This is a genomic window from Achromobacter sp. UMC46, from assembly GCF_014170335.1.
Classification (GTDB): domain Bacteria; phylum Pseudomonadota; class Gammaproteobacteria; order Burkholderiales; family Burkholderiaceae_B; genus Achromobacter.
The window spans coordinates 23136-38716 of record NZ_LZZS01000028.1 but is presented as its reverse complement, the minus strand read 5'-3'; the positions used below and the strand labels follow the sequence as shown (position 1 = coordinate 38716).

The window sequence follows — 15581 nt, the reverse complement described above, 5'->3', positions numbered from 1 at the left end:
TTGCCGGTCGTGTCGACCGAGAAGGAGCCATACGTGCCCTTGCCGCCGTCGTTGACGGTCCAGGTGTGCTTGTCGGTCGTGTCGACGTCGGCGACGTCGATCTTGCCAGTCGCAACCAGGGTGCCGTCTTCCGTGACTGCGCCGTCCGCCTTGCCAGTCAAGACCGGGATGTCGTTGGTGCCGACGATGGTGACGACCACTTGACCGGTGGTGCCATCAGCCGTCGTAACGGTGAAGGTCTCGGTCAGGGTCTTGCCAGCGCCCAGGCCTTGGACGGCCGGGTCGTTGTTGGTCAGGTTGTACGTCCACTTGCCATCGGCGTCGATGGAGAACTTGCCGTGTTGGCCAGCGGCATCCGTCTGCGGCTTGAAGACCGCTTCGCCTGCATCCGGATCCGTCACGTCGAGCTTGCCGCCAACGGCGAGCGTCACGTCTTCGGTGACCGTACCCTTGTCGTCGCCCGGGGTGGCCGGGTTGATCACGGCGCCGTCGTCGGTGCCGTTGATGGTGACCGTCACGTCCTTCGTGACCACGCCGCCGTTGCCGTCATTGACGGTGACCGTGAAGGTCTCGGTAATGGACTGGCCGGACTTCAGACCTTGGACGTCCTTGTTGGTGTTGTCCAGGTTGTAGGTCCATTTGCCGGTCGTGTCGACCGAGAAGGAGCCGTACGTGCCCTTGCCGCCGTCGTTGACGGTCCAGGTGTGGGTGTCGGTCGTGTCGACGTCGGCGACGTCGATCTTGCCAGTCGCAACCAGGCTGCCGTCTTCCGTGACTGCGCCGTCCGCCTTGCCGGTCAGAACCGGGATGTCGTTGGTGCCGTTGATGGTGATCGAGACTTCCTGCGTCGTGACGCCGCCGTGGCCGTCGCTGACCGTGACGGTGAACGTCTCGGTTAGCGATTCGCCCGCACCCAGCGCCTGCACGGCCGGGTTGCCGTTGGTCAGGTTGTAGGTCCAGTTGCCGATGGCGTCGACCGACAGCGCGCCGTACTGGCCGGCGCCATTATTGTTGATCGTCCAGGTGTGCGTATCGGTGGTGTCGACATCCGTCACATCCAGCTTGCCGGTGGCGGCAAGCGCGGTGTCTTCGGTCACGGCACCGGCGGCTTGGCCGCTCAGCGTCGGCACGTCGTTGGTGCCCTGGATGGTGACGACCACGGTGCCGGTCGTGCCGTCCGCCGTCGTCACGGTGAAGGATTCGGTCAGGGTCTCGCCAACCGCCAGCGCTTGCACGCGGGCGTCGTTGTTGTTCAGGTTGTAGACCCACGAACCGCTGGCGTCGATCGAGAACGTGCCATGTTGGCCGGCCTGGCCGGATTGCACGACGAAGCGGGCTTCGCCATCGTCCACGTCGGCGACATTGAGCTTGCCGTTCGTGGTGTAGGTGGTGTCTTCCTTGACCGTGCCCTTGTCGTCATCCGAGCTGGCGGGCGTGATGCGCGCCGGGTCGTTCACGCCGACGACCGTCACTTCGACGGTGGCCGTGGAGGTGGCGCCGCTGGGATCGGTGACAGTGTAGGAAATCGTGGTGGTCGCCGTCTGGCCTTCCGGCAGATGCTGGAAGCCTGTGCCCGGTGTAAAGACATAGCTGCCGTCCGGCAGGACGGTGAACGTGCCGCCGTTCGTGCCCGTGACCGACACGCCGCCCGGCGTCATCGGACGGCCGCTGACCGAGACGATCGCCAGGGGGTCGCCGTCGGGATCCGAGTCGTTGGTCAGCAGGTTGCCGCGAACGGTGGTGTTCTGGTCGCCGCGGCCGGTGTCGTTCAGCGCGGACGGAGCGGTGTTGGTGGCAGTCGGCGTGGTCGCGCCATCGCCGCCATCGCCGGTCAGGCCGGCGCCCAGGGCGCGGGGCACGGAGTCGTCGCCGCGGCCCGGATTAGGATACGCCAGATCCAGCGGGGAAGTGGTTTCAAGGATGCGGGCCAGGCGGACAAAGCTGCTGCCGCCGGCATCGCCGCCGCCGGCCACGATGGCGGCGGTAGGGTCGAGTTCGTCGAACGGGTCGCGGCCGGCTTGCAGGGCGGCCAGCAGGCGATCGGAATCCGTGCCGGTGGGCGGGGCCACCGCGGCTTCGCTGGGATCGGCCAGCGGGCCGGCCATGTCGCCATTGACGGCGACTGCGCGGCCTTCACCGATGACGATCGGCATGCCGTTTTCGACCTGAAGGGAAACCGTGGCGCCCGAGGCAGTGACGACGTCGCTGCCGGCGGGGACTTTGCTGCCTTGATGCAGTTCGGTCAGAGAACCGTCGCTGTTGCGTATCCACGCGCGACCGGAGATTTCATTGACGACTGCGGGGGAAGAATTGGCCATGTCGGTTCCGTTTCAGGGATTTATCCAAGATGGCCAGATACTAGAGGTCGCCGCTGGGGCGGGATATTGTCCTCAAGGACAGTATCAGGACGTAATTTTGGTCCGGGTGTCGGCGGGCGCGGAAATGCCGTGGACAAGCAGAGCCAGTTGCAGGCGGTCCGACACCTTCAACTTCTCGAAAACCGCTGAAAGATGCGCTTTGACCGTGCGTTCGGTAATACCCAGCGCCTCGGCGATCGCGGCGTTGGCCTGGCCGCTGGCGGCGTACCGCGCGACGGTGGTTTCGCGCTCGGTCAACAGGCCGCCGTCCCACGCGTGCGAATCCTGGGCGCGTTCCGTCACCAATTTAAGCAGGCGGGCCACCAGGGAACGGCCCATCCAGATGCCGCCGGACGCCACCACTTCCAGCGCCTGCGCCAACGCGGCGGCCGGCGCATGGGTATGGCAGTAGCCGTGCGCGCCCGCGCCCAACGCTTGCGTGCCTTGCTCGTCGTTGGGGCTGGGGCTGGCGACCACCAGATGCATGCCGGCCAGTGCCGACGTCCAGATGGGATCGTGCCAGGAGGGCAGGCGGGGCACGTCGGCATCCAGCACGGCCAGCGAACGGCCTTGTTCGCGCCAGCGTTGCAAGTCCGCCAGGCCGCGCCCGCGCGCCGCCAGCCAGCGTGTGGAATCCAGCGCGCGCCAGTGTTGCCACAGCAGGTCGTCGTGCGTAATCAACAAGACGGGAACAGGTTTCATAAAGCCTTCCAGCTCTCCTTTAACGTTCGGTAAAGGCATTCGCCTTGGCACGCAAAATCGGTTTGAGCAGGTACTGCAGCACAGTGCGCTTACCCGTCAAAATATGAACCTCCGCCACCATCCCGGGGATGATGGGCAATAGTTTGTCGCCCACCGTGCTGCGGTCCGTGCGGACGCGCACCACATAGTAGGAATTGCCTTTCTCGTCGGTCACGGTGTCCGCGCCGATCTGTTCGACCTTGCCTTCCAGACCGCCATAAATGGCGAAGTCATAGGCCGTGAATTTCACTTCGGCCTTCTGGTCGGCGTGCAGGAAACCGATATCGCGCGGCTGAATACGGACTTCCAGCAGCAGCGTGTCGTCCTTGGGCACGATTTCGATAATGTCCTTGCCCGGCTGCACCACGCCGCCGACCGTGTTGTTGAACAGCGTTTTGACGGTGCCGGCCAGCGGTGCACGGACTTCGGCCAGCTTTACGCGGTCGGCCAACGCCAGCTTGCCCTGGCGCAGCGTCGACAGCTTGGTGTTGGTTTCCGACAGCTCGCTGCGCGCCTGGTTGCGGATGTTCAATTCGGATTCTTCAAGCTTGCTCTGCGCTTCCTTGATCGACGCCTGGAAGCGGTCGATCTGCGCTTCGGCCCCTTTCTGCTCGCCGCAGTAGCGCGCCACGTCACGCTGAAGGCGCAGCAGGTCCACTTCCGAGACCGCACCGCTCTTGAGCAACGGGCGGGTCACTTGAAGTTCACGGGAAGTCAGGCTGCAGCTGGCAGAGGCCTGGTCGCGCTTGGCGATCGTTTCGCGCAGGTCCTCCTGGCGCTGCTTAAGCTGTTCGCGGGCGACGTTGACGGTGGCGTTCAACTCGGTGTTGCGCGCCTGCCAGGCGTTGCGCTCCATTTCGGCGAGGCCGGGCGCCTGCTTCAGCACTTCTTCCGGGGCCACGAAGGGTTCGCCGGTAGCCAGCGCATGCAAGCGGGCCGATTTGGCCAGCAGGGACAGGTACTCGGCGTTGTTCTCGCCCAGCGACGACGCGAAACGCGTGGAATCGATCTTCAGCAAGGTCTGGCCAGCTTGCACTTCCTGGCCCGGACGAACCAGGATTTCCTCGACAATGCCGCCATCCAGGCTCTGGATGATTTGCACCTGGCGCGACGGCACGACCTTGCCTTCGCCTCGGACGACTTCATCGATGCTGCCGGTGGCCGCCCAGACCAGCAGCAGCACCACGGCCAGCATCGCCACCCACAGCAGGATGCGCGAACTGCGGGCCTGGGATTCGTGGATCACCCATTCGGCGTTGCCGACATAGTCAGAACGCTTTTCAAGCTTGCCCTTGTCGGCGCCGTCCAGCAGCCGATCAAAGAAGAACACGAAGACGTTGCGCAGTTTGCGCCACAAGCCGCCAATCAGGCCGCGCGGGGTCTCGCCAGGATTTTTCTGCATGACTTCCTCAGCTCCCGCGTCCAACGCGTCCTTGACGCAGTGCTTCGACAACCTGCTCCTTGGGGCCGTCGGCCACGATGTGGCCGTTATCGATCACGATCAGGCGATCGACCAGGTCCAGCAGCGCGGTGCGGTGCGTGACCAGCAGGATCGTCTTGGTCGCGCTGGCCTCTCCCAGCCGCTTGCGCAACTGTGCTTCGCTTTGGTGGTCCATATTGCTGCTGGGTTCGTCCAGCAGCAGGATGGGCGGATCGTTGATCAGGGCGCGGGCGACCGCGACGGATTGGCGTTGGCCGCCCGACAGCGATTCGCCGCGCTCGCCGATCACCATGTCGAACCCGTTGGGGTGCAGGTTGGCAAAATCGGTCACGCCGGCCAGATTGGCGGCGGCCAGGATGCTGGCGTCGTCGGCATAGGGCGCGCCCATGGCCAGGTTGTGCTTCAGGCTGCCGTAGAACAGCGTCGGATCCTGCGGCACGTGGCCGATCGCGCGTCGCACGTCGGCGGGGTCGATCTGGCGCACGTCCACGCCGTCCAGCAGCACGGCGCCTTCGGTGGGTTGGTACAGCGCCAGCGCCAGCTTCTCCAGCGTGGTCTTACCCGAGCCGATGCGGCCGATGATGCCGACTTTTTCGCCAGGCTTGAGTTTGAACGACACCTTCTTCAGCACCGGCTGCGTGCTGCCGGGATAGGTGAAGCTCACGTCGCGGAATTCCAGGCCGCCGTGGAATACCGGGCGATGCAGGAATTCGGCTTCCGCCGGGCGCTCGATTGGCAGCTTCATGTAGTTGTCGATCGAGCCCAGCGACGTGCGGGCGTTCTGGTATTGCATCAGCAGGCCCGCCACCTGGCCCAGCGGCGCCAGGCAACGGCCGGCGATCATGGATGCGGCGATGATGCCGCCCATGGACATGGCGGATTCCTGCGCCTGGTACACGCCGATGATCACGACGGCGATGGAAACCAGTTGCTGCACGGCCTGGACGAAGCCCACCGTCGACGACGAGATCAGCTTGAGCTTGCCGCCGGTCTGCGCGATGAATTCGGTGGCGCGTTCCCAGTTGCGCTGGATCGAGCCCTGGGCGTTGAGGGTCTTGACGGCCTCCAGGCCGGTCAATGCCTCCACCAGCGTCGCGTTGCGTTGCGAACTGGCCTGGAAAGAGGCCATCGTCAGGGCTTCCATGCGCGCCTGGGCGGCCAGCGACACCAGCAGGATCAGAACGATCGCCACCAGCGGCGGCAAAATCATCCAGGGCGAGATCCAGGCCAGGGCGGCCAGGAACAGCACGATGAAGGGCAGGTCGACCAGCGTCGTGATGGTGGCGGACGCGATGAAATCGCGGATGGATTCAAATGACCGCAGGTTCGCCGCGAAGGACCCCACCGATACCGGGCGGCCCTCCATACGCAGGTCCAGCACGCGTTCCATGATCTGCGCCGACAGGCGCACGTCGACCCGCTTGCTGGCACTGTCCACCACGTGCGAACGCGCGGTGGAGAGGATCATGTTGAAGATCACCACCAGCGTGATGCCGATCGCCAGGACCCACAGCGTCTCGACGGCGTTGTTGGGCACCACGCGGTCATACACGTTCATGGTGAACAGCGGCATCGCCATGGCGAAGATGTTGATCAGCAAGGCGGCGATCAGCGCGTCGCGGTACAGGCGGCGGTTCTCCATGATGGCGGCCCAGAACCAATGGCGCTCGCGCACTTTGGAGACTTCGGGGGACCGCGCGTCGAACCGGAATTGCGGGCGCACGAAGCACACCAGGCCGGTGTACTGCGCCGCCAGGGCTTCGGGAGTCATCTCGACGGAACTGCCGCCCAACTCGGGGTGGCTCACCACGTATTTGCCGTCTTCCTTCTTCAGCAGCAGGCAGGCGCGTTCGCCTTGCAGCAGCAGGATGGCGGGCAGCAGGTCCTGGGAAATGCTGTCCAGCGTGCGTTTGACCACGCGCGCAGACAACTGCGCGCGCGCAGCGGCTCGCGGCAGCAGGGCAGGGGTCAGGCGGTGCTCTTCCAGGGGCAGCCCCGAAGACAGCGCCTGGGCGGTGGCCGTCACGCCATGCAGGCGAGTGATCTCGACCAGGCAATCCAGCAGGGGATCGTCATGCGCCGCGCGAGCGTCCGCACGCCATTCCCGGCCGGCTTTTTCAGATAACTTGTCCATCTTCGTCATCCAATAGGTCGAGGTGTTCCGAGAGGCGCGCGCGTTGCTGCTTGCGCTGTGAGAGCTTTTGCTGTGCCTGGACAGGCAGGTCCGTCATGCGCAAGGTGCCATTGGCGATCAAGGCGTCGATCAGGTCTTCCAGAACGCGGACAAAGTCCGCGTCCAACTGCGAAAATTCGTTGCCCTGGGGCGTCATGTGGCCTCCTTGCGACCCAACCCCGGTCAGGGTTTGGCGTTGGGCGCGTTCAGCGGCACGAGCGTGGGCGGCAGCGTGCCTTCGTTGTATTGAACGCGCACCGGGGCCAGGCGGGCAGAGTCGGGAACCGTCGAATTGCAAAGCTTGATCACTTCGTCGGTCACCGCCAGCTTGCCGTTTTCCTCGGGCATCTCGTTGCGCGCGGGTTGCAGCGACAGCGCCGGCAGCAGCGCATGCGACAGCGCCAGCCAGCGATATTGCGCAAGCTTGAGGTCATACAGGCCGTTGGTCAATGCGCGGCGCGATTCGAACAATTCGTTTTCGGTATCCAGCAAGTCCAGCAGCGAACGCTGGCCAATCTGGAACTGCTGGCGATAGGCGTCGCGCACCTTGGTGGTGGCCACTTCGTGGTCGCGCAGGAAGGGCAGCTTCTGGCTCAGGCTGGTGATGTTGTTCCAGGCCACGGCCAAGTCCTGCTGCACATTGCGGCAGGTGTAGTCGCGGATGTCGCGCGCGGCATAGGATTGCGCCGCGGTCTGGCGCACCCGGGCGGAATCGGCGCCGCCGCGGTACAGGTTGTAGCTCATGACGACCTGGACGCTGGAGCTTTGAATGTCGCGGGTCTGCGGCGTGGGGTCGTTCTGGTCGCGGCCGGTGGAGGCTACGAATTCGAACTTCGGCGAGAACGCGCCCTTCGACGACGACACGCCGGCCTCGGCGGCCTGCAGGCCCGCCTGCTTGGACAGGAAGCTGGGATTGCGGCGCAGCGATTCATTGAAATCGCCCGGCTTGACCGGCAGCTTGCCGGCGACGTCGGGCGGCGGCTGCATGGATTCGGGGGGGAAGGCGCCGGTCACGCGCTGGAATCGCTGCTGCACATCCAGCAAGTTGGCGGTTTCGGTCATCAGGTTGGTCTGGGCCAACGACAGGCGGCCTCCCGCCTGTTCCAGGTCGACGCGGCGGCCGACGCCCGATTCGGTGCGTTCACCGATCTGCTTCAGCGTTTCTTCGTGCAGCGAATAATTCTGGCGGGCCAGCAATTCCATGTCGCGATAACGCTGCAGGTCGATATAAGCCTGCACGGCGGTAAAGGCCGTGGAATCGCTGGTGGCCAGCACATCATAGAAACGCGCCAGTTTGTCGAAACCGGCTTGCTTGACGTCATTGCTGGTGCGGAAGCCGTCGAAAATCAATTGGCGGAGTTCGACGTTGTATCCCGGCCGGCTCCAGCTTTGCGAACCCACGGCGGGCACGTTGCTGCGGTATTCGCGGCCTAAGTAACCCTGTGCGTTGATCTGCGGGAAAAATGCGCCACGCGCCACGGACTGACCTTCCAGCGACGCTTGGAAATCATGGTACTTGGCCTGTATCTCGGGATTGCTAAGCAGCGTTTGCTCAACGATCTGATTCAACGTCACTGCGGATTGTCCAGCGGCAGGGGCGGATGCGGGCGCCGTGGTCTGCGCGAATGCAGCGGGAACAAATGCCAGGGCAAGTATCGAAGTCGTGCTTTTGAGCAAAAACGAAGCCATAGTGATTATTCGCGAGTCAGGTTGGATTGAATGGCCGCCATGTTGTATGCAAATGTCATATTGTTCGAGTCAAGATTTGTTAAGTCTTGCTGGATGCAACTGACGGGCCATGAAAGTTCTTCGCGCAACATCACCTAAAAGCACTGAATTTGCACGAACTTCACAATATATGATTGCCTCGGTTTTCATTAATACGTTTTATTGCGTATTATTTCGAGTGCGAGATAAACATAGTGAAACCGGATTATATCGTTTAGATAATTCTGTATCTGTTTTCTTTAACAAAATCTTTCTGTGTGATTAATTGTCCACACTGTTTGACGGATTCGGATTGCCGATCGCGGGGACGGATTTCGTCACGAACATGGTAGTGGTGGTACTAGTATATGTGGTGCGGTTGTACTAGGTTCAGACCCTGTGCATAATTCCTCCATGCCGCAGTGGCCGGCGCGGGAGCGATTTGCTTTTCAACCGCGCGAGGCTCAAGCCGGATTGTCTATTTGCAGAGCGCATCCATGGCCCAAACCCTTTACGACAAACTCTGGGACGCCCACATCGTCCACCAGGAATCAGACGGCACCTGTCTGCTCTATATCGATCGCCACTTGCTGCACGAGGTCACCAGCCCGCAGGCGTTCGAGGGCTTGGCGATCGCCGGGCGCAAACCGTGGCGCACAGGCGCCAACCTGGCGGTCGCGGACCACAACGTCCCGACGCTGAACCGCGCGCAGGGCATCGACGACCCTGTGTCCCGCCTGCAAGTGGACACGCTGGACACCAACTGCGACAAATACGGCATTACCGAATTCCGCATGAACGACCTGCGTCAGGGCATCGTGCACGTGATCGGGCCTGAACAAGGCGCGACCTTGCCCGGCATGACTGTCGTCTGTGGCGACTCGCACACCAGCACGCATGGCGCGCTGGGCGCGCTGGCCTTCGGCATCGGCACGTCCGAAGTCGAACACGTACTGGCGACGCAGACCCTCTTGATGAAGAAAGCCAAGAGCATGCTGATCAAGGTCGAAGGCGAATTGCCCTTCGGCTGTACGGCCAAGGACGTGGTCCTGCACATCATTGGCATCATCGGCACGGCTGGCGGTACCGGCCACGCCATCGAATTCGCCGGCAGCACGATCCGCGCCCTGTCCGTGGAAGGCCGCATGACGGTCTGCAACATGGCCATCGAAGCCGGCGCCCGTTCAGGCATGGTGGCGGTGGACGACAAGACCGTCGAATACTTCCGCGGCCGTCCTTTCGCGCCCATGGGCGTGGTGTGGGACCAGGCGGCCAAGTACTGGCGTACGCTGCACACCGATGACGGCGCCAAGTTCGACACCGTGGTCGAAGTCAACGCGCGCGACATCAAGCCCCAAGTCACTTGGGGCACGTCGCCCGAAATGGTGTTGCCGGTGGATTCCCGCGTGCCGGACCCCGACCGCGAAAAAGACGATGTGCGCCGCAGCGGCATGGAACGCGCCTTGGAATACATGGGCCTGAAGCCCAATACGCCGCTGACCGATATCCGCGTGGACCGCGTTTTCATTGGCTCGTGCACCAACTCGCGCATCGAAGACCTGCGTGCGGCGGCCGTCGTGGCCCGCGGCAAGCGCGTGGCGTCGAACGTGCGCCAGGCGATGGTCGTGCCGGGTTCGGGTCTGGTCAAACAACAAGCCGAACGCGAAGGCCTGGACAAGATATTCATCGAAGCCGGCTTTGAATGGCGCGAGCCGGGCTGCTCGATGTGCCTGGCCATGAACGCCGACCGCCTGGAACCGGGCGAGCGTTGCGCCTCCACGTCGAACCGCAATTTCGAAGGCCGGCAGGGCCAGGGCGGCCGCACGCACCTGGTCAGCCCCGCCATGGCCGCCGCCGCCGCCGTGGCCGGCCATTTCGTCGACGTCCGCACGTTCCGATAAGCGAATCAGCCCCGAGTACCGACATCATGCAAGCATTTACCACTCACGAAGGCCTGGTGGCTCCGCTCGATCGCGAAAACGTCGACACGGACCTCATCATCCCCAAGCAATTCCTCAAATCCATCCAGCGCACGGGTTTTGGCCCGAACCTCTTCGACGAGCTGCGCTACCTGGACCACGGCGAACCCGGCATGGACAACAGCAAGCGTCCGCTGAACCCGGATTTCGTGCTGAACCTGCCGCGTTACCAAGGCGCTTCGGTGCTGCTGGCGCGCAAGAACTTCGGTTGCGGCTCCAGCCGCGAACACGCGCCCTGGGCGCTGACGCAGTTTGGCTTTCGCGCCATCATCGCGCCGTCCTACGCCGACATCTTCTTCAACAACAGCTTCAAGAACGGCCTGCTGCCGATCGTGCTGTCCGAGTTGGAAGTGGCGCGCCTGTTCGACGAAGTCAAAGCCTTCCCGAACTACAAGCTGAACATCGATCTGGACCGCCAGGTCGTGATTGCCCCGGATGGCCGCGCGATGGGTTTCGACATCGAACCCTTCCGCAAGTACTGCCTGCTGAACGGCTTTGACGACATCGGCCTGACCTTGCGCCATGCCGACAAGATCCGCGCCTTCGAGGCCGAGCGCCTGACCCGCCACCCGTGGCTGGAAAGCCGTCCCATCGCCTGAACCCTATTCTGATCACAGGATCGCTTCTTAAATGACTCACACCATCGCAGTCTTGCCGGGTGACGGCATCGGCACGGAAATCGTTGAACAGGCCGTGCGCGTCCTGCAGGCGCTGGACGTTTCCTTCGACATCAAGCAGGCCCCCGTGGGCGGCGCCGCGTTCGACCAGTTCGAACACCCGCTGCCGCCGGCCACGCTGAACCTGGCCAAGGAATCGGACGCCGTGCTGTTCGGCGCCGTCGGCGATTGGAAGTACGACAGCCTGCCGCGCGAATTCCGTCCGGAACAGGCCATCCTGGGCCTGCGCAAGGCGCTGGGCCTGTTCGCCAACCTGCGCCCCGCCATCCTGTATCCCGAGCTGGCCAGCGCCTCGTCGCTGAAGCCCGAGATCGTGTCCGGCCTGGACATCCTGATTATCCGCGAGCTGACCGGCGACATTTATTTCGGCACGCCGCGCGGCGTGCGCTCGTCGCCTGACGGCGCCTTCACGGGCGAACGCGAAGGCTACGACACGATGCGCTATGCCGAGTCCGAAGTGCGCCGCATCGCGCGCATCGGCTTCGAATCGGCCCGCAAGCGCAACAAGAAGCTGTGCAGCGTGGACAAGGCGAACGTGCTGGAAACCTCGCAGTTCTGGCGCGACATCGTCATCGAAGTGGCGCGCGAATACCCCGACGTCGAACTCTCGCACATGTATGTCGACAACGCCGCGATGCAGCTGGTGCGCAACCCGCGCCAATTCGACGTCATCGTCACGGGCAACCTGTTCGGCGACATCCTGTCCGACGAAGCCGCCATGCTGACGGGTTCGATCGGCATGCTGCCGTCCGCGTCGCTGAATGCCGGCGGCCAGGGCCTGTACGAACCCAGCCACGGCTCGGCGCCCGATATCGCCGGGCAGGGCATCGCCAATCCGTTGGCGACGATCTTGTCCGCCGCCATGCTCTTGCGCTATTCGCTGAACCTGGCGCCGCAGGCCGACCGCATCGAAGCGGCCGTGCGCCGTGTGCTGGCCGACGGCCTGCGCACCGCCGACATCTTCGAGCCGGGCACGACGAAAGTCAGCACGGCAGGCATGGGCGACGCAGTACTCAAAGCCCTGGCCTGATTTGCCTGGCAAGGGGGGGGCGCCCTTGCGGCGCCGCCCCGGTTTCCAAGGGCTGCCCGCAAGGTGGCCCTTTTTGCGCTGTTGCGACGGCGCCGCGAAAGCCGACCCTGTTTCTTTGCGGCCCCCATTTTTTCAAGCTGCGCCGCAACATCCCGGCGTGCATTCTGATAAATTGTTGAATTGCACGTCTTTTTCCTACCCGGACCTTGTCTCCACCTTTAAAGAGCGATTGAAATGAATCAAGCAGTAGGCCTTGTCGGCTGGCGCGGTATGGTCGGCTCGGTGCTCATGCAACGCATGCGCGACGAGAATGACTTCGCACTGATCGAACCGGTGTTCTTTTCCACCAGCAATGCTGGCGGCGCTGCCCCCACGTGGGCCGAAGGCGCAGGCCCGTTGCAAGATGCCTACGACATTGACGCTCTGAAAAAACTGCCGATCATCGTGACGGCACAAGGCGGCGATTACACGTCCGAGGTTTACCCGAAGCTGCGCGGCGCGGGCTGGAACGGCATCTGGATCGATGCGGCCAGCACCCTGCGCATGGCCGACGACGCCATCATCGTGCTGGATCCGGTCAACCGCCCGGTGATCGACGCGGCGCTCAAGCGTGGCGTGCGCAACTTCATCGGCGGCAATTGCACTGTCAGCTGCATGCTGATGGGCTTGGCCGGCCTGTTCAACAACGACCTGGTGGAATGGATGACCACCATGACGTACCAGGCCGCATCCGGCGGCGGCGCGCAGCATATGCGCGAACTGCTGACCCAGTTCGGCGACATCAACCAGGCGGTCAAGCCCCTGCTGAACGACCCTGCGTCGGCCATCCTGGAGATCGACCGCGGCGTGCTGGCCAAGCAAAAGGATCCGGCGCTGCCTCACGAGCATTTCGGCGTGCCGCTGGGCGGCAACCTGATTCCCTGGATCGACAAGGATCTGGGCGACGGGATGTCGAAGGAAGAATGGAAGGGCGAAGTCGAGACCAACAAGATCCTGGGCCGCGGCGCCGCCTTCGGGACGGCACCCACCCCGATCGACGGCCTGTGCGTGCGCATCGGCGCCATGCGCTGCCACAGCCAGGCGTTGACCATCAAGCTCAAGCGCGATGTGCCGCTGGATGAGATCGAATCGCTGATCGCCCAAGGCACGCAGTGGGCCAAGGTCATCCCGAACACCAAGGAAGCCACGGTGTCGGCGCTGACGCCGGTTGCCGTGACCGGCACGCTGGACATCCCGGTGGGTCGTCTGCGCAAGCTGTCGATGGGTTCCCAGTACCTGGGCGCCTTCACGGTGGGCGACCAGTTGCTGTGGGGCGCCGCCGAGCCGCTGCGCCGCATGCTGCGCATCGCGCTGGCCGAGGCCTGATGCCGTTTCAGGCGCCGCAGGCGGGCGCCTGATCTTGCAGCAAGGCAATCAAGGGCACCTGCGGGTGCCCTTGATATTTGAGCAATCGTCAAAGCAGTGTGGTGGATGTGCCCGCGAGCCAACGCCGCCGCGCCTTTCAGGTTTGTGAAATACGCATCATCCATTACACTTTTCCGGTGAATTGAGGCCTGTTCTCACTTAACGGGTGCGAACGGGCTCTAGCCCGTAATTCGACTACAAGAACGGAATTCCAGCTTATGACCCAGCGTTCGCGCCACGTGAAGCATGCCCGCCGTTTGAAAGCCCTTCAGTGGGCGATCGCCTTGGCGATAGGGTCGAGCATGTGCAGTTCGGCGTTGGCCATGCGCGTGGGGCATTCACGCGTCGTGTCCGTGCCGGGCGCGCCGTTGCAGGCCGTGGTCGGGTTGCAGGAACTGACCCCCGACGAGGTGTCTTCGCTGAAAGTGTCAGTGGCGGATGACGCCGCCTGGCAGCGCGCGGGCCTGAAGCCGCCGGTGCCCCTGGGCAGCCTGGTGGTCAGGATCGAGGACGGCCTGGACGGCACGCGCAAGAACCTGCGCGTCCGCGGCACGCAGCCGCCGGCAAGCGGGGCCGTGGATTTGCTGCTGGATATCAGTTCCAGCTCCGGGCAGCGCCAAGTTCAGGTCAGCATCCTCGTGCCGTTGCGCGGCACCAGTGCGGACGTGACGCCGGCCGCGGTCGGCACCCCGGCGCGCACGGGCGGCACGACGGGTTCCGTCAACGTGAAATCGGGCGACAACCTGTTCGCCATCGCCCAGCGCAATGCGGTGCCGAACGCGTCTGTCTATCAGATGCTGGTCGCGTTGTGGCGCGCCAACCCCGAGGCGTTCATCCAGAACAACATGAATCTGGTGCGCGCCGGACAAAAGCTGAATATCCCGGATGCGGCGACGGTCCGGGCGATCGATCCTGCGGAAGCGCGCCGCATCTTCAATGAACACGCCGAGGCGTTCGCCAAGTACCGCGCCCGGCTCGGTGCGGCCGCAGGCGCCAATCCTTCGGTGGTGAAGGGGCAGGACGCGGCATCGGGCACGGTCGCCCGACCGGGCGACACCGGCGTGGCTACCGCCGCGCCGACGCAAGACCGGGTGCGCTTGTCCACCGGCCAGACGCAGAACAGCGCTTCTGCGCAGGCGGACGCGCAAGCCGATGCCAGGACGTCGTCGGAGCGTGCGATGAAGGACGTCGAAGGCCGCGTGAATCAGCTGCAGACCAATGTGGACGACCTGAACAAGGCCGTCGCGCAACAAGGCGCGGCTGGGGCGGGCGGTGCGACGGGTGTGGCTGGCGGTTCGGGAGCTGCGGGCTCGCCGGGCACGTCGGGTGCGACGGGCACGCCCGGTGCAGCCGGTGATTCGGGTGCGGCCGGCGCTTCAGGCGCGGCGGGTACCCAGGGGGCTACGGGTACACCGGGTGCAGCAGGCACGCCGGGTGCAGCAGGCACGCCGGGTGCAGCAGGCACGCCGGGTACGGCAGGCACGCCGGGCGCGGCAGGCACGCCGGGTGCGGCAGGCACCTCGGGCGCGGCAGGCACCTCGGGCGCGGCAGGCACCTCGGGCGCGGCAGGCACCCCGGGCGCGGCAGGCACCTCGGGCGCGGCAGGCACCCCGGGCGCGGCAGGCACGCCGGGTGCGGCAGGCACCTCGGGCGCGGCAGGCACCCCGGGCGCGGCAGGCACCTCGGGCGCGGCAGGCACCCCGGGTGCAGCAGGCACCCCGGGCGCGGCAGGTGCGCCGGGTGCGGCAGGCACCCCCGGTGCCTCGTCCGCCGACAAGGCCGCCGGAGGCACTGCGGCGAACGCCAAGGACATGACATCGGGCATGCCAAGTTGGCTTGCCGACAATCTGCTCGTCATCGTTACCGCCGTGCTGGCGCTGATCGCGTTTGCGATCGCCTGGTTGCTGCGCCGTGCCGGCGCCCGGCGCGGGGACGACGATGAAGAAACGTACGCTTATAACGAGCCTGCGCTGGACACGGCAGCGCTGAACCGCAAGCTCGATACGATCAATCTCGACCTGGACGAACCGCCCACGGACGAACCGCGCCGAGTCAGCGGTCCACGGGTTTGA

The 15581-nt window shown here is 64.4% G+C and carries 11 protein-coding genes; 5 read left to right on the top strand and 6 right to left on the bottom strand.

Features of this window, described 5'->3' with window-relative positions; all coding sequences use genetic code 11:
- The 6 genes from A9973_RS20000 to A9973_RS19975 all read right to left on the bottom strand — a co-directional run.
- Positions 1 to 2318: retention module-containing protein (locus tag A9973_RS20000; protein WP_183015428.1), on the bottom strand; the 2318-nt coding region annotated here is incomplete at its 3' end.
- A gap of 84 nt (positions 2319 to 2402) precedes the next feature.
- A complete protein-coding gene (locus tag A9973_RS19995; protein WP_183015427.1) occupies positions 2403 to 3059 on the bottom strand; it encodes a response regulator transcription factor in 657 nt (218 codons plus the stop codon).
- Between the two features lie 19 nt (positions 3060 to 3078).
- Positions 3079 to 4500, bottom strand: a complete 1422-nt coding sequence (locus A9973_RS19990) for an HlyD family type I secretion periplasmic adaptor subunit (protein WP_183015426.1) — start codon at positions 4498 to 4500, stop codon at positions 3079 to 3081.
- A gap of 7 nt (positions 4501 to 4507) precedes the next feature.
- Entirely contained in the window at positions 4508 to 6673 is a 2166-nt protein-coding gene (locus A9973_RS19985) for a type I secretion system permease/ATPase (RefSeq protein WP_370539510.1), read from the bottom strand.
- Positions 6657 to 6869 carry a hypothetical protein gene (locus tag A9973_RS19980; RefSeq protein ID WP_169274367.1) on the bottom strand — a complete coding sequence of 71 codons (213 nt, stop codon included), beginning with the start codon at positions 6867 to 6869 and terminating at the stop codon, positions 6657 to 6659. The genes A9973_RS19985 and A9973_RS19980 overlap by 17 nt, the downstream gene beginning before the upstream one ends.
- A 26-nt stretch (positions 6870 to 6895) precedes the next feature.
- Positions 6896 to 8401 carry a TolC family outer membrane protein gene (locus tag A9973_RS19975; protein ID WP_183015424.1) on the bottom strand — a complete coding sequence of 502 codons (1506 nt, stop codon included), beginning with the start codon at positions 8399 to 8401 and terminating at the stop codon, positions 6896 to 6898.
- Positions 8402 to 8916: 515 nt separating this feature from the next.
- Between A9973_RS19975 and leuC the strand changes: the two genes are divergently transcribed.
- The 5 genes from leuC (at position 8917) to A9973_RS19950 (ending at position 15581) form a co-directional block, all read left to right on the top strand.
- Positions 8917 to 10320, top strand: coding sequence for a 3-isopropylmalate dehydratase large subunit (gene leuC / locus A9973_RS19970; protein ID WP_183015423.1), 1404 nt, complete (start codon positions 8917 to 8919; stop codon positions 10318 to 10320).
- 26 nt (positions 10321 to 10346) lie between these two features.
- Complete coding sequence (leuD, locus tag A9973_RS19965) at positions 10347 to 10997, top strand: 3-isopropylmalate dehydratase small subunit (protein WP_183015422.1); 651 nt, start codon at positions 10347 to 10349, stop codon at positions 10995 to 10997.
- A gap of 31 nt (positions 10998 to 11028) precedes the next feature.
- Complete coding sequence (leuB, locus tag A9973_RS19960; RefSeq protein WP_183015421.1) at positions 11029 to 12105, top strand: 3-isopropylmalate dehydrogenase; 1077 nt, start codon at positions 11029 to 11031, stop codon at positions 12103 to 12105.
- Between the two features lie 234 nt (positions 12106 to 12339).
- The gene (gene asd, locus A9973_RS19955) at positions 12340 to 13470 is read left to right on the top strand and encodes an aspartate-semialdehyde dehydrogenase (protein WP_183015420.1); all 1131 of its coding nucleotides are present in this window, start codon (positions 12340 to 12342) and stop codon (positions 13468 to 13470) included.
- Positions 13471 to 13727: 257 nt separating this feature from the next.
- Entirely contained in the window at positions 13728 to 15581 is a 1854-nt protein-coding gene (locus A9973_RS19950) for a FimV family protein (protein ID WP_183015419.1), read from the top strand.